Genomic DNA, 19,352 nt, shown 5'->3' on the forward strand with positions numbered 1-19,352 from the left:
GAAACGACGCGGAACGTGTTCCATGATGAATTATGCCTTACGGTAGATTTCCGCACCCTGTTTTACAAACTCAACAGCTTTCACTTCCATGCCCTTTTGCAAGGCATCCTGATCGGACAATCCCTGCTGGGCGGCATAATCGCGCACGTCCTGAGTGATTTTCATGGAACAGAAATGCGGGCCGCACATGGAACAGAAATGTGCAACCTTGGCGGAATCCTTGGGCAGCGTTTCGTCGTGAAATTCACGCGCCTTGTCCGGGTCGAGGCCGAGATTGAACTGATCTTCCCAGCGGAACTCGAAACGCGCCTTGGATAAGGCATTGTCACGTATTTGCGCGCCCGGATGGCCTTTGGCGAGATCGGCAGCATGCGCTGCAATCTTGTACGCCATGATACCGTCCTTGACATCGTTCTTGTCGGGCAGGCCGAGGTGCTCTTTCGGCGTGACATAGCACAGCATGGCGGTGCCATACCAGCCGATCTGCGCTGCGCCAATCGCCGAGGTGATGTGATCGTAGCCGGGAGCGATGTCGGTCGTGAGCGGCCCCAGCGTATAGAATGGCGCTTCGTCGCACCATTCCAGTTGCAGATCCATGTTCTCCTTGATGAGTTGCATCGGCACGTGGCCGGGGCCTTCGATCATCACCTGGCAATCGTGTTTCCAGGCAATCTGGGTCAACTCGCCCAGGGTTTTCAGTTCGGCCAGCTGCGCTTCATCGTTGGCATCGTAAATCGAGCCGGGGCGCAGGCCGTCGCCAAGGCTGAAGCTCACGTCATAGGCCTTCATGATTTCGCAAATGTCTTCGAAATGCGTGTAAAGGAAGCTCTCCTTGTGGTGCGCCAGACACCACTTGGCCATGATCGATCCGCCGCGCGACACGATGCCGGTCATGCGTTTGGCGGTGAGCGGCACGTGCGCCAGACGCACGCCGGCGTGAATGGTGAAGTAATCCACACCCTGCTCGGCCTGCTCGATCAGGGTATCGCGGAACATTTCCCAGGTCAGGTTTTCGGCTTTGCCGTCGACTTTTTCCAGCGCCTGGTAAATCGGCACGGTGCCGATCGGCACCGGCGAGTTGCGGATAATCCATTCGCGCGTCTCATGGATGTTCTTTCCGGTGGACAAATCCATTACCGTGTCACCGCCCCAGCGGATCGCCCAGGTCATTTTCTCGACTTCTTCCTGAATGCTGGAACCGAGCGCCGAGTTGCCGATGTTGGCGTTGATTTTCACCAGGAAATTGCGCCCGATGATCATCGGTTCGGTCTCCGGATGATTGATGTTGGCGGGAATGATGGCGCGACCGCGCGCCACTTCATCGCGCACGAATTCGGGCGTGATTTCCTCCGGCAGCGCTGCACCGTAATTCTGACCGCGATGCTGGCGGCCCAGCAACTCCGCCATTTTCAAGCCGGTGGGGCCGGCGGCCTTGAGCGCTTCGATGTATTCCTTGCGACGCAGATTTTCGCGAATGGCCACATACTCCATCTCCGGCGTGATGATCCCCTGGCGCGCGTAGTGCATCTGCGTGACATTCTTGCCCGCCTTGGCACGACGCGGCTGGCGTGCGAGACCCGGAAAACGCATGGCGGTCAGTGCGGAATCATTCAAGCGCTCGAGTCCATACTCGGAACTCAGGCCGGTCAGCGCATCGGTGTCATTACGCTCCTCTATCCAGCCGGCGCGCACCGATTCCAGTCCAACGCGGATATCAATCTGTGCTGCAGGATCAGTATAGGGGCCGGAGCAGTCGTATACATAAATGGGCGGATTGGGTTCGGCGCCAAACGAGGCGGTCGTATCGGCCTGGCTGATTTCACGCATCGGCACGCGGATATCGGGACGGCTGCCTTCAACATACACCTTGCGCGAATTGGGCAAGGGCTGGACAGCTGCTTCGTCAACATGCGCGGTGGCGGCAATAAACTGGGGATTGGCATTCATGGAAAAATCCTTAAGCAGAATAGCGTAAGGAGCACGGCCAGATGCTTCCCTACGACGGCATGACCCGTATCAGGTTCAAAGGGTGTGTCTCACTGCGCTGACCAACTGCCGCGCAGACCCCTAGCAGAGGTGTTAAATTAAAGGAATTATGGAATAATCGCAAGGGATTAATATGCGTCCAGGTGTTTAACAATGAATATCGAACAAGCCCGCTTCAACATGATCGAGCAACAGATCCGTACCTGGGATGTGCTGGATCAGGACATCCTCAACCTGTTGTCCAAGGTCAAGCGTGAGGAATTTGTCCCGCAGACATATCGCACCCTGGCGTTTGTGGATATGGAAATTCCGCTCGGCCACAACCAGCTGATGATGCAGCCCAAGCTCGAAGCACGCATCGTGCAGGAATTGTCCATCAAAAAAACCGACAAGATTCTCGAAGTCGGCACCGGTAGCGGCTACCTCACCGCGTTACTGGCACATCAGGGGCACCATGTTCACAGCGTGGATATCGTGCCAGACTTCAAGACACGCGCCGAAGTCAAACTCAAGGCGCATGGATTTGCGAATGCCTCGCTGGAAGTTGGCGATGCCGCGCGCGGCTGGTCGCGGCATGGTCCGTATGACGTGATTGTGCTCACCGGCTCCATACCGATATTGCCGGAAGTTTTCCTGCATGACCTGAAACCCGGCGGACGAATGTTCGCCATTGTCGGTGATGCGCCCGCGATGCAGGCCCAACTCGTCACGTGCATGGCCGAAGGCGCCTACAACACCGTGACACTGTTTGAAACCAACATTCAGCCGCTCATCAACGCCCAGCAACCCGAACGCTTCGTGTTTTAATCCCCGCATGCAGCAAATCGATGCGCATGAACTCCAGCAATGGATACAGGACGCGAGCCGCGTCAGTCCGTTTTTGCTGGATGTGCGCGAGCCTTGGGAATATGAGTATTGCCACATCGCCAATAGCCGATTGGTACCGATGCAGAGCGTACCCGGCAAACTGGACACGCTCGACAAAAACGCGCACATTGTGGTGATCTGTCATCATGGCGTACGCAGCATGCAAGTGGCGCGTTACCTCGAACATGCCGGGTTTGAACAAGTCTACAATCTGCAGGGTGGCGTGGACAGCTGGGCCCAGGTGGTGGACACCGGCATGCGTACGTACTGAAACCCATCAATACCTATTTGCGAGATGCCTTTATGAAACAATTGTCTCTTGCACTCATTGGTATCGGATTTAGCCACCTGGCGTTCTCAGCCAACCTCTCAGATATTTATCATCAGGCACAAAACAGCGATGCTGCCTTTGCTTCCGCCCGTGCGGCTTATCGCGCCGGCGTGGAAAAACTGCCGCAGGGCCGCGCCGGCTTGCTGCCTCAGGCCAGCCTCAACGCCAATGCGCTTAACAACGACACCCACTCATCGCTGTTCGGCAACATGAATTACACCTTCAGGAGCGCCGCTGTCACCGTCACCCAGCCGATCTACCGCAAGCAGAACTGGGAACAGTACGAACAGGCCAAGCAACAAGTCAGCGCAGCCGAGGCACAGCTCGCCAGCAGTGCGCAGGATCTGATCCTGCGCACTGCGCAGGCGTATTTTGATGTATTGCAAAGTCAGGACAACATCAACTTCGTGCGCGCACAGAAGGCCGCCATCGGCGAGCAACTGGCACAAGCCAAGCGCAATTTCGAGGTCGGCACCGCCACCATTACCGACAGCAACGAAGCGCAGGCGCGTTCTGATCTCGCCAATGCCCAGGAAATCGCCGCCCTCAATGACCTGCAAATCAAGCAGCGTGCACTGCAACGCATCATCGGCACTATGCCACCCAAACTCGACGCGCTTGGGGATAAACTGCAGCTCGCCCCGCCTAATCCCGCCAACATGGACGTGTGGATCGCCCGCGCCGAGCTGGGCAGCCCGGTACTCAAGGCACAACTCGCCGGCTACGAGATCGCCCGGCGCGAGGTCGAGCGGAACCGCGCCGGCCACTATCCGACCCTGGATGCAGTCGCCAGTTACGCGGACAACCGCAACCAGAATTTTGGTGGATTCCAGGTCAACACCAAAAATGCGGTAATCGGGGTGGAGTTCAACCTGCCGCTGTATCAGGGCGGCCTGGTCGGTTCGCGCGTGCGCGAAGCAGTGGCCAACCAGGACAAGGCGCGCGCAGACCTCGAAGACGCGCGGCGCCAGGTCGACCTCAATACCAGCCAGGCCTACCTTGGCGTAACCAGTGGCGAAGCCCAGGTCAAGGCACTGGAACAGGCGCTGATATCCAGCCAGACTTCACTCGACTCCACCCGGCTCGGCTTCGAAGTCGGCGTGCGCACCACGGTGGATGTACTCAATGCTCAGCAACAACTGTATTCCGCGAAACGTGATCTGGCCGCTGCGCGTTATAACTACATCCTATCCAGCCTGCGCCTGAAAGCCGCGGCCGGAACATTGAGCGAAATGGACCTTGGCGAAGTGGACAAATGGCTGGTGAGCAACAACTAATCCAGTTCAATCCATAAATTGATCAATAATCTGCATCAGGCGCTGCACCGTGCCTCGATGGGCGCGGCTAAACGCCAGCGCAGCTTCCGACATCTGGCGACGGCGCGAGGAGTCGTCCAGCAAACCCTTGAGTTCTCGCGCCAATCCGGCTGCATCCTCCACCCGCTTTGCCGCACCACTGGCGACAGCCTGGCGCGCCACCTCGGCAAAGTTCCAGGTATGCGGGCCAATCAACACCGGGCAACCTACGGCCGCCGCTTCAATCAGGTTCTGTCCGCCGAATGGCAGCAAACTCCCCCCCACAAACGCCACATCGGCGGCGCGATAATAGGCAAACAATTCGCCCATGCTGTCGCCCAGCAATACCGCGGTCTGCGCCGCCACGGGCCGACCTGCGCTGCGCCGCTGATAAACAATGCCGCGCCGTTCCAGCAGCGCGACCACTTCGTCAAAACGTTGCGGATGACGCGGCACAATCACCGTAAGCAGATCGGGCTGTGCAACCCGTTCCAGCGCATCCAGCACCAGCGCCTCCTCGCCTTCGCGCGTACTGGCCGCCACGAATACCGGCCGGGCGCTGCCCAGTTGCGCGCGCAGCCGCACTCCGGCCTGGATTTGCGCATGCGGCGGCTCGCAATCAAATTTCAGGTTGCCCGCCACTTCAACATGTAAAGCACCCAGCTGGCTCAGGCGATCCGCATCGGCGCGGGTTTGCGCTACCACAGCAGCCAGCTTGCCCATGCTGTTGCGCACCAGCACGCCGAGCCAGCCATAGCGTCGTGCCGAGCGCGCTGACAGGCGTGCGTTCACCAGCAGCACAGGCGTGCCGCTGGCGTGGCAGGCAGCAATCAGGTTCGGCCAGATTTCGGTTTCCATCAGCATGCCTATCGCCGGCTGGAAATGCCGAACGAAGCGCCGCACTGCAAAACTGTAATCGTAGGGTAGATATACTCGCAGCACGCGCTCGCCAAACAGCGACTCGCTGGTCGCGCGCCCGGTGGGCGTGGTATGCGTCAGCAAAATCCGGTGCCCCGGGTAGCGCGACAGCAACGCCTGCACCAGCGGCACCGCGGCACGCGTCTCGCCCACCGACACCGCGTGCAGCCAGATCACCGGTTGCGTGGCGCGTTTCGGATAAAACCCGAAGCGCTCGCCCCAGTGCTGCAGGTATGCAGGCTGGCGACGCGCGCGCCAGAGCAGGTGCAGCATCGTGTAAGGAAGTGCAAGGACCAGCAGCAAGGCGTAGATGAGCCAGGACAAAAGCAGTTTCATGCCGGCATTCTAACAGCGCATGAAGCACAAGCGAGCATGCTAGAATCTGCTCAATAATTCTGGAGGCAACATGAAAATCCTGCTCACCGGCGCGGCTGGCTTCATCGGAATGCACACCGCCCTGCAACTTCTGGCGCGCGGCGATGTAGTCGTCGGTGTGGATAACCTCAACGATTACTACGATGTCAACCTCAAGCGCGCGCGACTGGCGCAGCTTACCCCCCATGACAACTTCCGCTTCATCCAGCTAGACATTGCCGACCGGGCAACCATGGAAACCCTGTTCGCCACGGAAAAATTCCAGCGCGTCATCAATCTCGCCGCCCAGCCCGGCGTGCGCTATTCGCTGAAAAATCCGCACGCCTATATCCAGTCCAATATTGTCGGCCTGACCAACGTTCTCGAAGGCTGCCGCCACAACCAGGTCGAACACCTGGTCTACGCTAGCAGTTCCAGCGTATATGGCGCCAATACGCACATGCCGTTTTCCGTACACGACAACGTCGATCATCCGGTCAGCCTGTACGCGGCCACCAAAAAAGCCAGCGAGATGATGGCGCACAGCTACAGCCACCTGTATAACCTGCCCACCACCGGCCTGCGCTTTTTCACTGTGTACGGCCCGTGGGGCCGTCCGGACATGTCACCCTCTCTGTTCGCCGGCGCCATCCTGCGCGGTGAGCCGATCGACGTCTTCAACCAGGGCAAAATGCAGCGCGACTTCACCTATATCGACGACATCGTCGAAGGCGTGGTACGCATCCTCGACCGCGTCGCCACCCCTGATCCCCGCTTCGACACCAACGCCCCCGACCCCGGCACCAGTTACGCTCCCTACCGCGTCTACAACATCGGTAACCACGAGCCGGTGGAACTGATGACCTTCATTGAAACCATCGAACGCGCTGCGGGCCGGCAGGCCGTGAAAAACTTCCTGCCCATGCAGGCCGGCGACGTGGTGGCGACCTACGCTGATGTGGCCGACCTCAAACGGGACGTGGGGTTTGAGCCGAGCACACCCCTCGCCGAAGGGATAGAGAAATTTGTGGCGTGGTATCGCGGTTATTATCATCAAACCGGGTGATGGCTGCACCGATCAACCCGTCTAACTCTGCTAGATAGGCCGCAGACATTTGAATGCGCCTGCAATCCAGAAGACCACACCTCTACAGATTAGACACCCTAGCGTATGGCGCAAGAAAGCGACCTCTGTTTACGCGTCTAAGCCCAGAAAATGATACCCTCAAAACCAATCTTCACTGGTAAAACAAAAATCATTGTGCCGACAAGGCTTTGCCGCCACTGCTTTTTCCGTCAATCGCTGACATGACCGCACCAGCCTCCACGAATCACACAAGTGGACATTTGCTTGCCCGCAATACCCTCTGGAATCTGACCGGGATGGGTACGCCACTGCTTGCCGCATTATTTTCAATACCCGTTTTGGTCGCATCATTGGGGGCAGAACGTTTCGGGATACTGACTTTAGCGTGGATGGTAATCGGTTACTTTAGTTTGTTCGATCTGGGTCTAGGACGCGCATTGACCAAACTCGTAGCCGAGAAACTCGGCGCAGGGCAAGAGCACGCAATACCGCCGCTGGTGTGGGCCGCCTTGTCGCTTATGCTGGTACTCGGTTTAATAGGTGCGCTGATAGTTATTTTGATCTCGCCCTGGCTAACTCAAAGCGCGCTCAAGATTTCTCCTGCATTGCAGGAAGAAACACTACGATCCTTTTATCTATTGGCCCTTTCCATCCCAGTTGTCATCAATACCGCAGGCCTGCGCGGAATCCTCGAAGCCCAACAGCGGTTCGACATCGTAAATGCGTTGCGCATTCCAATGGGGGTACTCACCTTTCTCGGTCCTCTGTTGATATTACCTTTTTCGCATAGCCTCGTGGCAATTACTTCGGTATTGGTAGTTTCTCGGATGGTGGCATGGCTCGCCCATTTGCTGCTGTGCATTAAGGTCATGCCAACGTTACGCACCAATGTTTCCATACGCCGCCAGGACATTCGTCCATTACTGCATTTAGGCGGATGGATGACGGTAACCAACATCGTTGGGCCCCTCATGGTTTATCTCGATCGTTTTTTGATCGGCAGCATGGTATCGATGGCTGCCGTTGCATATTACGTAACACCTTACGAGGTCGTGACAAAATTTTTGCTGATTCCCGGAGCGTTGGTAGCCGTGTTGTTCCCCGCTTTTTCGGCGAGCTTAGTCTCAAACCAGAGACATGCGGCAGACCTGTTCCAGCGTGGTGTCAAATACACTTTTCTGGTTTTATTCCCCTTGATACTTGCCACCATCACCTTCGCCCATGAGGGACTCGGCTTGTGGCTAAACAGTGAGTTCGCCACGCACGGCACCAAAGTTCTTCAATGGCTGGCAGTCGGCGTGTTCCTCAACAGTTTGGCGAATATTCCATTTGCATTCATCCAAAGCGCCGGAAGGCCCGATATCACGGCCAAGCTTCACCTAATCGAATTGCCGTTTTATTTGTTGACAATATGGTGGCTGCTCCATACTTGGGGCATAGTCGGCGCTGCCATCGCCTGGGCTGCACGAGCAGCCATCGACGCCATTGCGTTATTTTGGTTGGCCACACACTTAATGCCGGGGGTGGGGAAGAGAGGGGCATTGAAGCTGGATATGCTGGCAGTAATCGCCGCGCTGTTTGTCTTCGCTGTCGGCGGAATGTTGACGGGCCTCGGCATCAAGATAGGCTTTCTGGTGATCGCCCTGCTTACCTTTACCGCAGCTACCTGGTTCTTATTCCTTTCCCACCAGGAACGCCTGATAATCAACGCCACGCTGCATGGCAAGATGGGTTCATTTAAGTAACAATGACATAACCACATCAATTGGACGCTGATACTCGATGTCCAGCACTCTATCGGGCGCGGCTCCGACTCTGTTCGCAGCAAATCACTCCGGGAAAACCGCAGCCAAAATGGCTTAATATTTACGAATTACCCTATTGCAATTAATCTCATGGATAATGATTATCATAGCAAGGCAAACGGCTATTTCTCAAATACACGCACTGATATTGAGTCAGCATTACCTTCTTTTAGCGAATCGATCCTGGAAATAGGCTGTGGAACAGGCGCAACGCTTGCATGGTTGAAAACCTCTGGACGCTGCAAATTCACCACCGGAATCGAACTCGTTGCACAACAGGCAAAGAGCGCTGAAAAGGTGGTCGACAGGGTTATTCAAGGAAATATTGAAACTGTCGATTTTGCATCCTGGACAGAACGTTTCGATCTGATCCTATGCCTGGATGTGCTGGAACATCTTAACGATCCGTGGGCGCTTATCGAAAGACTCAGCCGACTGTTAAAACCTGGCGGAAGACTGGTAGCGAGCATTCCAAACATTCGACACATCAGCGTGTTGGTTCCATTGCTATTTCAAGGTGAATGGACGTATAGCGAACGTGGCATTTTAGATAAAACACACTTGAGATTTTTCACCAAAAAAAGCGCAATACATCTGGTGACCTGTGGTGGCTTGATAATGGTCTGCGTTAAAGAATTGGGGTTACAAAGCAAATCCATCTCCAGTATGTTAAATAAACTCACTCTAGGCATATTTCGGGGTTTTTTTGCGGCTCAGTATTTGATTGCCGTTGAAAAGCGGTCATCCAGCTCACAATACGATTGAATATCCCAAACACATGAGCGTGGTCGATATTATCATCGTCAACTGGAACGCCGGATCGTTGTTACGGGATTGTGTGCGCTCCATCGGGGAGACGGGACAGGTGGGGTTCAAATTTGGCCAAGTTGTGATCGTGGACAATGACTCCACCGATGGATCGCTCGACGGACTGGCATCTCCCACCCTGCCTCTCAAAATCATTTGCAATACCGAGAACAAGGGCTTTGCGGCGGCGTGCAATCAGGGGGCGCAAGGCAGCCGTGCTGACTACCTGTTGTTTCTCAACCCGGACACCCGCCTGTTTGCCGATTCGCTCTCGGTGCCGCTGGCTTACATGGAGTCTGGACAAAACCAGTCTGTCGGCATTTGCGGAATACAGCTAATTGATGAACGCGGGGAAGTAAGTCGTAGCTGTACACGGTTCCCAACCATGCGCATGTTTTATTCCAAGATATTTGGACTGGATAGGCTGTTTCCCGAATTTTTCCAAAGCCATTTTATGGAGGAATGGGAGCATACGGAAAGCCGAGAAGTCGACCATGTAATTGGAGCGTTTTTTTTGCTGCGTCGACGTCTATTCGAACAGTTAGACGGATTCGACGAGCGTTTTTTTGTTTATCTGGAAGACCTCGATTTTTCTCTCCGTGCAAGAAAATCGGGATGGACAAGCTCCTATCTGGCAGATGTACGGGCATACCATCAAGGCGGCGGGGCGTCGGAACAGATTAAGGCCAAACGCCTGTTTTATTCATTACGCAGCCGCATCCTTTATGGCTACAAACATTTCACCCCTCGCCAGGCCACGCTCTTGCTGGTGGGCACGCTATGCTTCGAACCGTTTACACGGCTGACATTCAACCTTCTCCAAGGTGCATTCAAAAGCGCCAGTGAGACCATCAGCGGCTACCGGATGCTGTATCGCGCACTTCCGGGAATCATGACAGTCGCGTTGAAAGGATGAACGTACTGCTCCTCAGCCGTTACGGGAATCTGGGCGCCAGCAGCCGTATCCGTTCTTATCAATTTCTCCCTTTTCTGCGTGAGCAGGGCATTGAAGTCACGCTCGCGCCGCTGTTGCCAGATGATTATCTACGCGACTTGTACGCGGGAAAGAGGCCGCGCCCTCTCTCTCTCCTGGCTGCCTATTTGCGCCGTATTGGCGCACTGCTGCGGGGTAAAAAATTTGACCTATTGTGGATCGAATACGAGATTTTTCCTTGGCTGCCAGGCTGGCTGGAATCGTTGGTGCTATCGAAAGGCACGCCTTGTCTGGTGGACTACGATGATGCCATTTTTCATCGCTATGATCGGCACCCAAACCTACTGGTACGCCAGATACTCGGCCACAAGATTAATGCCGTGATGCGCCATGCCGCGACCGTGGTGGTGGGCAACGAATACCTGCGCAATCATGCAATCAAGGCGGGCGCACAGCGAGTGGAAATACTGCCCACTTCGATTGATCTAGCACGCTACCCCTTACCCGCACCGGCGCGTAACGAGACGTTCACCATCGGCTGGATCGGTTCACCACCCACGACCCGGTATCTGCATCTGATACATGAAGCCCTGGCCGAAGTGTGCGCACACGGTCAAGCCAGGGTAGTGCTGGTAGGCGCGAGTGAACCGCGCTGGCAGGATGTTCCGCATATTCTCCATCCCTGGTCGGAAAATACCGAAGTAGGGGAGATCAGCGGCTTTGATGTTGGCATCATGCCTTTGGAGAACAACCCATGGGAACGCGGAAAATGTGGTTACAAGCTGATTCAGTACATGGCTTGCGGCAAACCTGTCATCGCCTCACCGGTCGGCATCAACATCCAGATTGTAGAATCCGGCATCAACGGCTACTTGGCCGAAACAACCCGTGATTGGGTGCAGGCATTGACTACGCTGATGAGTGACGCCGAATTGAGACAAAAAATGGGCACGGCTGGGCGCACCAAAATTGAACGCGACTATACCGTTCAGGTGAATGCGCCGCGCCTTGCAGCTATGTTGCATACAGCGGCAGGGCAAGACTAATGTGCGGCATTGCCGGTTTCTGGCAACTGGGTGTACCGCCTGATTGCACGACTCTGACCACCATGACCGATGCAATACGCCAGCGCGGACCGGATGCCGATGGGTGCTGGCTCGACGCCAACAATGGCGTGGGTCTAGGGCATCGCCGCCTGGCGATATTGGATCTGACGCCAGCCGGCGCGCAGCCCATGTCGTCACACTGCGGGCGCTACGTGATTGCGTTCAACGGCGAGGTGTACAACTTCGCGGCGCTGCGCGAGGAGTTGGAAAAGACGGGCGCGGCGCCCGCGTGGCGCGGGCATTCCGACACCGAGGTGATGCTGGCGGCGATTTCCGCATGGGGGCTGGAGGCGGCGCTGAAAAAATTCGTCGGCATGTTCGCGTTTGCGCTGTGGGATCGGGAAACGCGCACGCTGTCGATGGCCCGCGACCGGCTGGGCGAAAAACCGCTGTATTACGGCTGGCAGGGGGATACCTTCCTGTTCGGTTCGGAACTCAAGGCGCTCAGGGCGCATCCGGCGTTTCGCGCCGAAATCGACCGCGATGCGCTGACGCTGTTTCTGCGCCACAACGCGATACCAGCGCCCTACTCGATTTATCAGGGGATACACAAACTGCCCCCCGGCACATTCTTGCAGATTCACGCCGGCCAGAAGGATGCACGCCCTCTGGCCTACTGGTCGGCGCGGTCCATAGCTGAGGCAGGGCAGCGCAATCTGTTTCGCGGCAGCGATGCGGAAGCGGTGACGGAACTGGAACGCCTGCTCGGTCAGGTGGTGGGCGGGCAAATGGTGGCAGATGTGCCGCTGGGCGCATTCCTGTCCGGCGGCATTGATTCCACCACCATCGTTGCGCTGATGCAGGCACGGAGTGCCCGCCCGGTAAAAACCTTCACCATCGGCTTTAACGAGACGGGCCACAACGAGGCCGAACACGCCCACGCGGTGGCGCGCCACCTGGGAACCGAGCACACCGAGTTGTATGTCACCCCGCAGGACGCGATGGACGTGATCCCGAGCCTGCCGTCGATTTACGATGAACCCTTCGCCGATTCGTCGCAGATTCCTACCTTTCTGGTTTCGCGCCTGGCGCGTAGCCATGTGACGGTCAGCCTGTCCGGCGACGGCGGCGATGAACTGTTCGGCGGCTACAACCGTTATTTCTGGGCCCGCGATTTGTGGCGCAAGCTGGGCTGGATGCCGCGCCCGCTGCGCGCGGCGCTGGCCGGCGTGCTGACCACGCTGCCGCCCGCGGCGTGGAATACCTCCTTCCAAAAACTGGAGCGGTGGCTGCCGGCTCGGCTGCGTTATGCCAACCCGGGCGACAAGCTGCACAAGGCAGCAGAGAATCTGGCGGTGCGCTCGCCCGAGGAGATTTACCTGGGGCTGGTGTCGCACTGGAAAAATCCGGCGCAACTGGTGCCGGGCAGCCATGAACCCTCGACGCTGCTCACCGACCCCGCCCAGCAAGCCGATCTGCCCGATTTCGAGCATCGCATGATGTATCTGGATACAGTTACTTACCTGCCGGATGACATCCTTACCAAGGTGGACCGGGCAGCCATGGCAGTCAGCCTGGAAACCCGTGTGCCGCTGCTCGATCACCGGGTGGTGGAATTCGCCTGGACTTTGCCGCTGAACATGAAAATACGCCGCGGCCAAGGCAAGTGGCTGTTGCGTCAGGTGCTCTACCGTCATGTGCCGCAGTTGCTGATGGATCGCCCAAAAATGGGCTTCGGCGTGCCCATCGACGTCTGGCTGCGTGGCCCGCTCAAAGCCTGGGCGGCGGCGCTCATCGAACCCGCGCGGCTGACACGCGAGGGCGTGTTCGACCCTGTGCCGATTCAGCGCAAATGGGCCGAGCATCAGTCCGGCAGCCGCAACTGGTCCTACTATCTGTGGGATGTACTGATGTTCCAGACATGGCGGGAGAACAACACTTGAAGCTGCTGTTCGTCGTCACGGAAGACTGGTATTTCGTCTCGCATCGGCTGCCGCTCGCCGTGGCGGCACGGGAAGCCGGTTTCGATGTAGTCGTGGCGACCCGCGTGGGAGAACATGGCGAGACCATCCGGGCAGCAGGCATTCGCCTGATCCCTCTCGGGCTTTCGCGCCGCCGCGGCAATCCATTTCAGGAGATTGTGACGCTCGTGCGTCTGTACCGCCGCGAGCGACCGGACATTGTCCATCATGTGGCGTTGAAGGCGGTTTTGTACGGTGCGCTTGCGGCCCGGGTGGCAGGCGTGCCGGGCCGGGTCAATGCAGTTACCGGTCTGGGCTGGCTGTTCACCTCGGCCAAAGGAATCACCCGCATAATCCGGCCGGCGGTGCGCTTGGCCCTGGCATGGCTGCTCAAAGCACGCGGCAGCCTGACCATCGTGCAAAATCCGGACGACCGGGACTTACTCATCCGCTCGCATCTGCCGGAACACCGCTTGCGCCTGATTCGCGGTGCCGGGGTCGATACTGCCGCTTTTTACCCCGTCCCGGAACCCACCGGCACAGTCTGCATCATGCTGGCTGCCCGCATGCTGTGGGACAAAGGCGTGGGAGAATTCGTCGAAGCTGCGCGCCTGTTGACACAAGCAGGCGTACACGCACGCTTCATCCTGGTAGGCGACCCCGATCCCGGCAATCCGGCTTCAGTGCCGGAAGCAAGCTTGCACGCATGGCATGAAAAAAATGGCGTGGAATGGTGGGGGCGGCGCGACAACATGCCGGCCGTTTTCCACTCGGCACATATAGCCTGCCTGCCATCCTATCGCGAGGGCTTGCCAAAATCGCTGCTGGAGGCGGCGGCATGCGGGCTGCCTATTGTGACCACTGACGCCCCTGGCTGCCGCGAAATCGTGCGCGATGGCGACAACGGTTTTCTGGTGCCCGTGCGCGATGCGCAAGCGCTTGCCATCGCACTCCAGGGTTTGATCGATAATCCCGTGCTGCGCGCCGAAATGGGCCTGCGTTCGCGCCAGATCGTTCTTGCACAATTCTCCCGCGAGCAAGTCATCACGGAAACGCTGGCAGTTTATCGGGAGTTGGCGCAATGAAAGTGTTGATTACCGGCGCTTCCGGTTTCGTCGGCCGCGCCACCTGCACCTGGCTCGTAACTCATGGCCTGGAGGTCGTCGGCACGGTACGCCAGACGCCCGCCCAGCCAGTAGCGGGTGTGGACTACCGCCTGGTCGGTGACCTGAATGCCGACACGGAGTGGCGTGCCGCCCTCGCGGGCGTGCAAGGCATTATCCATTGCGCCGCACGCGTGCACGTGATGCGCGAAACGGCTGAGGATCCGCTGGCTGCATTCCGATCCGCCAATGTGGCGGGGACCGAGCGGCTTGCACGTCAGGCCGCAGCCGCAGGGGTAAAGCGGCTGGTTTTCATCAGCAGCATCAAGGTAAATGGCGAGGAGACTGCGCCCGCCTCCCCTCTCCCGAGCGGGGAGAGAGTGCGCTTTCACGAGGACGATACGCCTGCGCCGCAAGACCCCTACGGCCAGACCAAATGGGAAGCCGAGACCATGCTTGCCCGGGTGGCGCAGGAGACTGGCCTGGAAGTGGTGATCGTGCGGCCGCCGCTGGTGTACGGCCCCGGCGTCAAGGGCAATCTGGCACGCCTGCTGGGTTGGATCGAGCGCGGGGTGCCATTACCACTGGCGGGGATCCGCAACGCGCGCAGCCTGATCGGCATAGACAATTTCACCAGCACGCTGCAAGCCTGCCTCACCCACCCCGCAGCAGCGGGACGAACTTATCTGGTGCGCGATGGAGAGGATGTTTCGACGCCCGAACTGGTGCGCCGGCTGGGGCGCCACCTGGGTAGGCCGGCACGACTGTTTGCACTGCCGACGCCCTTATTGGAAAGCCTGGGAGGGTTGATAGGACGCCGCGCCGACGTGCAGCGCCTGACCGGCTCGTTGACTGTGGACGACAGCCGGATTCGGCGCGAGCTGAGCTGGGTGCCCCCGAGAACGCTGGATGGGGGACTCGCACAGATGACGCGTGCCTGGCTGGACAAGACCAGATAGTCCAACTTACGTCGCCCACATGGCTAGGTTAGAATCAAATCCCTCTGGAAAATTACACGCAGTGGATCATGTCCTGCCCCACATGCTTTTAAACGGAAACAGTGCTCGCAAAGATACCGGACACCGCATTGCCTAATTTATCCAACCTCTACTTTGCGCTATTGGCATTGCCGGTGAGCGCGCTCGCCGTGTGGCTATTTTCGAGAGGTCGCGCCGCGCGCCTGGCGCTGGACCATCCCAATGTGCGCTCTCTGCATACCACACCCGTACCGCGTACCGGTGGACTGGGCATGATCGTCGGCATCGCAACCAGCTGGTTTGCGGCCGGCGTCCACCTCCCCTTTCCCTTATCCGTTGGCGCCGGGCTGCTTGCGCTATTGTCTTTTGCCGATGACCGCCACAACCTGCCAACCAGCTTGCGCTTTCTCGCTCATGCCGCTGCCGCAACGTGGCTGGTAACCGCTTTAGGTGCGAATTGGAGCACTTGGCTGTGGCCTCTGGCGGTACTTTTCATCGTCTGGATGACGAATCTGTATAACTTCATGGATGGCTCGGACGGTCTGGCAGGCGGCATGGCTCTGTTCGGTTTCGGGACTTACGCGCTGGCTGCGTTGCTACAAGGCCACCCCGACCTGGCTCTGGCTGGGGGTGTGATTGCGCTGGCCGCTCTGGGCTTTCTATTGTTCAACTTCCCGCCCGCCAGGGTATTCATGGGTGACGCAGGATCCATTCCGCTGGGGTTTCTGGCCGCCGGACTGGGACTATTGGGCATGGTGCGCGGGAGCTGGTCAGGATGGTTTCCCTTGCTGGTCTTCGCGCCTTTTGTGCTGGATGCCAGCGTTACCCTGGTGCGCCGCGGCTTGCGCGGCGAAAAGGTATGGCACGCACACAAGGAACATTATTACCAACGCCTGATCCGCATGGGCTGGAGTCACCGCAAAACCGCTCTGGCTGAATATGCTGTCATGAGTGGCGGCAGCAGTATCGCGCTGCTCGGGTTAATTGTCCCCGCGCCCATGGCAATGGGCATCGCGGCGCTGTGGGGCGCCGTACTCATTGCGCTGATGCGGCTTGTGGACAAGCGTTGGTATAAATTCTCAGGTAATCTCAATGACATCCCTTCCCCGCTTTAATTCACGGATCGCTCTTGCCCTCCTGCATGACCTCAGCGCCGCTGCGGCCGCATGGCTGATTGCCTACTGGCTGCGCTTCAACCTTGATATTCCGCCGGAATTCTGGACCAGCGCACTCGCTACACTGGTCTGGGTAGTACCGCTGCAGGCACTCGCATTCTGGTTCTTTGGCCTATACCGCGGCATCTGGCGCTTTGCCAGTCTGACAGACCTGCGCCGCATCTTGATGGCAGTGGGTGTCGCCGCGCTGCTGGTGCCGCTCGGCCTGATGATGTTCCGCATCCATGCCGTGGTACCGCGCTCGGTGTTGCTGCTCGACCCGCTGCTGCTGGTGTTGTTCATGGGTGGCAGCCGCCTTCTGTACCGAGCCTGGAAAGAACATCGCTTTTCCAGTCTGCTGCAGACAGAGCGTGAACCCCTACTGGTAATAGGTGCTGGCAGTGCTGCAGCGTCGCTGGTACGCGAACTATTGCAAAGCAAGGAATGGCGCGTAGTCGGTTTGCTGGATAACAGCGCCACCAAGCTGGGGCGCGATATCCATGGGGTAGCAATACTGGGCACGCTGGACAGCCTGTCCGTCCACGCCCGCAGGATGGGTGTAAAACACGCAGTCATCGCAATGCCTTCTGCGCCGCATTCGGTGCGCCGCCGCGCTGCCCAGCTGTGTAACGAAGCCGGCGTCACGGCGCTCACCGTACCCGCATTCGAAGACCTAGTAAGCGGCAAAGTAACCGTCTCAAACCTGCGCAAGATCGAACTGGACGACTTACTCGGGCGCGATCCGGTGCAACTCGACGACGCCGGATTGCATGGCCTGCTGTGGGACCAAGTCGTCATGGTCAGCGGCGCGGGCGGTTCGATCGGCTCAGAACTCGCACGGCAGATTGCGCGTTATCAGCCCCGGCTGCTGATCCTGTTCGAGCTGAGCGAGTTCGCCCTGTATCAAATCGAGCAGGAATTCAGCAGTCGTTTCGCCAGCCTGCCCATCCTGTGCATCATCGGCGACGTTAAAAACCGTGCCGCGCTCGACGACCTGATGCTGCGCCATCGCCCCACGGTGGTGTTCCACGCCGCCGCCTACAAGCATGTGCCGCTGATGGAACAGCAAAATGCCTGGCAGGCGTTGCAAAACAATGTGCTCGGCACTTATACCCTGGCCAGCGCCGCGCAGGCGCACGGCGTCGCCAAATTCGTGCTGATTTCCACCGACAAGGCGGTCAACCCGACCAACGTGATGGGCACCAGCAAACGCAGCGCGGAAATGGTATGCCAGAGCCTGCAGCAGGCCGCCGGCACGCGCTTTATTGCGGTGCGTTTCGGCAACGTGCTGGGCAGCTCGGGCAGCGTGATCCCGAAATTCCAGGAACAGATTGCCAAGGGTGGGCCGATTACCGTTACCCATCCCGACATCACGCGCTACTTCATGTCCATCCCGGAAGCCTGCCAACTGGTACTGCAGGCCGGATTGATGGGCACAGGCGGTGAAATTTTCGTGCTCGACATGGGCGAGCCGGTCAAAATCGCCGACCTCGCGCGCGACATGATCCGCCTCTCCGGCTATACCGAGCAGGAAATCAAAATCGTCTATTCGGGCCTGCGCCCCGGCGAAAAACTGTTCGAGGAACTGCTCGCCGACGACGAACACACCCTGCCCACCCCGCACCCCAAACTGCGCATCGCTCAGGCGCGCGATGTGGATGCCGAATGGCTAGCGGCGGCGCTAAACTGGCTGATGCAGGATGGCGTGATGGCGGAAGCGGAAGTGAAACAGAAACTGCGCGAATGGGTGCCGGAGTACACGCCGAAATAAAATTAAGCGGATGGAAAAAAGATGTACGGGCCTGATTAAAAATAAGGGTACCGCTGAACATGGCTGAAAAATCGCCGGCTCACTCCTGTTCGAAGCCAAGTGCATCACAAGCTTTCTTCGACAACGCCTCGCTGTGCTTGATGGTAATCCCAAAACTTTCTCCGCAGGTACACCATGCCGGCCCGAGCAAAGCGGGTATTACAGGCTATCCCGTCAAATTACGCTGACAAAAACAATCGAATCCGGCTTGAGGGCGCATCAGTCCCAACCAGCATAAAGCGCCACGCTGGCGCTTCATTTGGCGACAGGCAACCTGAATAAATGCTTACGGAAATAGCGCGTCATGCTCTGCAAATGCCAGCGCATGTGGCGCAGATCGCGACGGCTGGCACGTTGTGCATTGTGAACGACAGTCACCTGTGGGCAGGCAACAACCCGGCGGTGGGCTTTCCACAAGAATGCCCCGATGTCCACGTCTTCATAATATAGAACACACTTTTCATTGATATCTGGCTTGGATAACGCCGAAATCTGTTGATCGAAATCTTCGGTAGCCCGACTAATGAGTAATAGCAACAGCGCAAGGCTCGATGTCCCGGTTTTCGGGTGGGCCGGGACTTTTTGCGTTCCGTAAACATCGATTTGCCACGAAACCTGTATCGACTGACTCACGTTTACCTTAAAGGATTTGCCACGTCAGCCTCTCCGAGCGGTACAATTACAAACTTTTTATAAACTGTTGCGCTATCGCAGTTTTCGGGGGCGGTATTCCTCGGCACCCCCGAACTTACATCTTGTATTTCTCTCTCGCGAGAATTGAAGCTCACGATGGCGGCAGCGTGGGCCCTCTGAAAACCACAGAAAAGTTCGTGCGATTGGTTCCAACAATGTTGTGTGGTGGCGCAGGATCCTGGTTGCGACCGGTCTAAAGCGAAGCGATATTTGGGTGAAGAGAC

At 57.8% G+C, this 19,352-nt stretch carries 16 protein-coding genes and 1 riboswitch; of the genes, 13 read left to right on the forward strand and 3 right to left on the reverse strand.

The genetic code is table 11. The features are described from left to right. Window positions 1–30: 30 nt before the first annotated feature. Window positions 31–1,947, reverse strand: a complete 1,917-nt coding sequence (gene thiC, locus ACFDAU_RS14330; protein WP_413437577.1) for a phosphomethylpyrimidine synthase ThiC — start codon at window positions 1,945–1,947, stop codon at window positions 31–33. A 29-nt stretch (window positions 1,948–1,976) separates the two neighbouring features. Then, window positions 1,977–2,079, reverse strand: a riboswitch (TPP riboswitch). Between the two features lie 60 nt (window positions 2,080–2,139). On the opposite strand from thiC, the gene ACFDAU_RS14335 reads away from it, so the two are divergent. Genes ACFDAU_RS14335 through ACFDAU_RS14345 form a run of 3 tightly spaced genes read left to right on the forward strand, consistent with a single transcriptional unit; the run spans window position 2,140 to window position 4,461 of the window. Beyond that, window positions 2,140–2,793, forward strand: coding sequence for a protein-L-isoaspartate O-methyltransferase family protein (locus tag ACFDAU_RS14335; RefSeq protein WP_413437578.1), 654 nt, complete (start codon window positions 2,140–2,142; stop codon window positions 2,791–2,793). A gap of 7 nt (window positions 2,794–2,800) precedes the next feature. Next, window positions 2,801–3,124: a rhodanese-like domain-containing protein gene (locus ACFDAU_RS14340; RefSeq protein ID WP_413437579.1), complete on the forward strand. Its 324-nt coding sequence runs from the start codon at window positions 2,801–2,803 to the stop codon at window positions 3,122–3,124. A gap of 32 nt (window positions 3,125–3,156) precedes the next feature. Beyond that, a complete protein-coding gene (locus ACFDAU_RS14345; protein ID WP_413437580.1) occupies window positions 3,157–4,461 on the forward strand; it encodes a TolC family outer membrane protein in 1,305 nt (434 codons plus the stop codon). 6 nt (window positions 4,462–4,467) lie between these two features. Here ACFDAU_RS14345 and waaA read toward each other — a convergent pair whose 3' ends face one another. Continuing rightward, window positions 4,468–5,733, reverse strand: coding sequence for a lipid IV(A) 3-deoxy-D-manno-octulosonic acid transferase (waaA, locus tag ACFDAU_RS14350; RefSeq protein WP_413437581.1), 1,266 nt, complete (start codon window positions 5,731–5,733; stop codon window positions 4,468–4,470). A 70-nt stretch (window positions 5,734–5,803) separates the two neighbouring features. On the opposite strand from waaA, the gene ACFDAU_RS14355 reads away from it, so the two are divergent. The 10 genes from ACFDAU_RS14355 to ACFDAU_RS14400 all read left to right on the forward strand — a co-directional run bounded on the left by ACFDAU_RS14355 (window position 5,804) and on the right by ACFDAU_RS14400 (window position 18,396). Then, on the forward strand, window positions 5,804–6,817 hold the full coding sequence (locus ACFDAU_RS14355; protein ID WP_413437582.1) for an NAD-dependent epimerase: 1,014 nt from the start codon (window positions 5,804–5,806) through the stop codon (window positions 6,815–6,817). 242 nt (window positions 6,818–7,059) lie between these two features. Next, window positions 7,060–8,583 (forward strand): flippase, encoded by a 1,524-nt coding sequence (locus tag ACFDAU_RS14360; protein WP_413437583.1) that lies wholly within the window; start codon window positions 7,060–7,062, stop codon window positions 8,581–8,583. 150 nt (window positions 8,584–8,733) lie between these two features. After that, window positions 8,734–9,408, forward strand: coding sequence for a class I SAM-dependent methyltransferase (locus ACFDAU_RS14365; protein WP_413437584.1), 675 nt, complete (start codon window positions 8,734–8,736; stop codon window positions 9,406–9,408). A gap of 13 nt (window positions 9,409–9,421) precedes the next feature. Further along, on the forward strand, window positions 9,422–10,366 hold the full coding sequence (locus tag ACFDAU_RS14370; RefSeq protein ID WP_413437585.1) for a glycosyltransferase family 2 protein: 945 nt from the start codon (window positions 9,422–9,424) through the stop codon (window positions 10,364–10,366). Beyond that, the gene (locus tag ACFDAU_RS14375; RefSeq protein ID WP_413437586.1) at window positions 10,363–11,430 is read left to right on the forward strand and encodes a glycosyltransferase family 4 protein; all 1,068 of its coding nucleotides are present in this window, start codon (window positions 10,363–10,365) and stop codon (window positions 11,428–11,430) included. Before ACFDAU_RS14370 ends, ACFDAU_RS14375 begins: the two co-directional genes overlap by 4 nt. Then, complete coding sequence (asnB, locus tag ACFDAU_RS14380; RefSeq protein WP_413437587.1) at window positions 11,430–13,373, forward strand: asparagine synthase (glutamine-hydrolyzing); 1,944 nt, start codon at window positions 11,430–11,432, stop codon at window positions 13,371–13,373. The genes ACFDAU_RS14375 and asnB overlap by 1 nt, the downstream gene beginning before the upstream one ends. After that, window positions 13,370–14,476, forward strand: coding sequence for a glycosyltransferase family 4 protein (locus ACFDAU_RS14385; protein ID WP_413437588.1), 1,107 nt, complete (start codon window positions 13,370–13,372; stop codon window positions 14,474–14,476). The genes asnB and ACFDAU_RS14385 overlap by 4 nt, the downstream gene beginning before the upstream one ends. After that, the gene (locus tag ACFDAU_RS14390; protein ID WP_413437589.1) at window positions 14,473–15,453 is read left to right on the forward strand and encodes a UDP-glucose 4-epimerase family protein; all 981 of its coding nucleotides are present in this window, start codon (window positions 14,473–14,475) and stop codon (window positions 15,451–15,453) included. Before ACFDAU_RS14385 ends, ACFDAU_RS14390 begins: the two co-directional genes overlap by 4 nt. Before the next feature lie 101 nt (window positions 15,454–15,554). Further along, window positions 15,555–16,586 carry an MraY family glycosyltransferase gene (locus tag ACFDAU_RS14395; protein WP_413437590.1) on the forward strand — a complete coding sequence of 344 codons (1,032 nt, stop codon included), beginning with the start codon at window positions 15,555–15,557 and terminating at the stop codon, window positions 16,584–16,586. Next, window positions 16,564–18,396 carry a polysaccharide biosynthesis protein gene (locus ACFDAU_RS14400; protein ID WP_413437591.1) on the forward strand — a complete coding sequence of 611 codons (1,833 nt, stop codon included), beginning with the start codon at window positions 16,564–16,566 and terminating at the stop codon, window positions 18,394–18,396. The genes ACFDAU_RS14395 and ACFDAU_RS14400 overlap by 23 nt, the downstream gene beginning before the upstream one ends. Before the next feature lie 294 nt (window positions 18,397–18,690). Here ACFDAU_RS14400 and ACFDAU_RS14405 read toward each other — a convergent pair whose 3' ends face one another. Continuing rightward, window positions 18,691–19,068 (reverse strand): glycosyltransferase family 2 protein, encoded by a 378-nt coding sequence (locus ACFDAU_RS14405; protein ID WP_413437592.1) that lies wholly within the window; start codon window positions 19,066–19,068, stop codon window positions 18,691–18,693. Window positions 19,069–19,352: the final 284 nt, after the last annotated feature.

The sequence above is a fragment of the Sulfuriferula sp. GW1 genome, from assembly GCF_047300855.1.
In the GTDB taxonomy this organism is placed as follows: domain Bacteria; phylum Pseudomonadota; class Gammaproteobacteria; order Burkholderiales; family Sulfuriferulaceae; genus Sulfuriferula.

Coding starts and splice junctions, on each gene's coding strand:
- waaA (WP_413437581.1), bottom strand. CDS start 5,733: ATGAAACTGCTTTTGTCCTGGCTCATCTACGCCTTGCTGCTGGTCCTT.
- ACFDAU_RS14340 (WP_413437579.1), top strand. CDS start 2,801: ATGCAGCAAATCGATGCGCATGAACTCCAGCAATGGATACAGGACGCG.
- ACFDAU_RS14355 (WP_413437582.1), top strand. CDS start 5,804: ATGAAAATCCTGCTCACCGGCGCGGCTGGCTTCATCGGAATGCACACC.
- ACFDAU_RS14370 (WP_413437585.1), top strand. CDS start 9,422: ATGAGCGTGGTCGATATTATCATCGTCAACTGGAACGCCGGATCGTTG.
- ACFDAU_RS14335 (WP_413437578.1), top strand. CDS start 2,140: ATGAATATCGAACAAGCCCGCTTCAACATGATCGAGCAACAGATCCGT.
- ACFDAU_RS14400 (WP_413437591.1), top strand. CDS start 16,564: ATGACATCCCTTCCCCGCTTTAATTCACGGATCGCTCTTGCCCTCCTG.
- ACFDAU_RS14345 (WP_413437580.1), top strand. CDS start 3,157: ATGAAACAATTGTCTCTTGCACTCATTGGTATCGGATTTAGCCACCTG.
- ACFDAU_RS14375 (WP_413437586.1), top strand. CDS start 10,363: ATGAACGTACTGCTCCTCAGCCGTTACGGGAATCTGGGCGCCAGCAGC.
- asnB (WP_413437587.1), top strand. CDS start 11,430: ATGTGCGGCATTGCCGGTTTCTGGCAACTGGGTGTACCGCCTGATTGC.
- ACFDAU_RS14390 (WP_413437589.1), top strand. CDS start 14,473: ATGAAAGTGTTGATTACCGGCGCTTCCGGTTTCGTCGGCCGCGCCACC.
- ACFDAU_RS14365 (WP_413437584.1), top strand. CDS start 8,734: ATGGATAATGATTATCATAGCAAGGCAAACGGCTATTTCTCAAATACA.
- ACFDAU_RS14360 (WP_413437583.1), top strand. CDS start 7,060: ATGACCGCACCAGCCTCCACGAATCACACAAGTGGACATTTGCTTGCC.
- thiC (WP_413437577.1), bottom strand. CDS start 1,947: ATGAATGCCAATCCCCAGTTTATTGCCGCCACCGCGCATGTTGACGAA.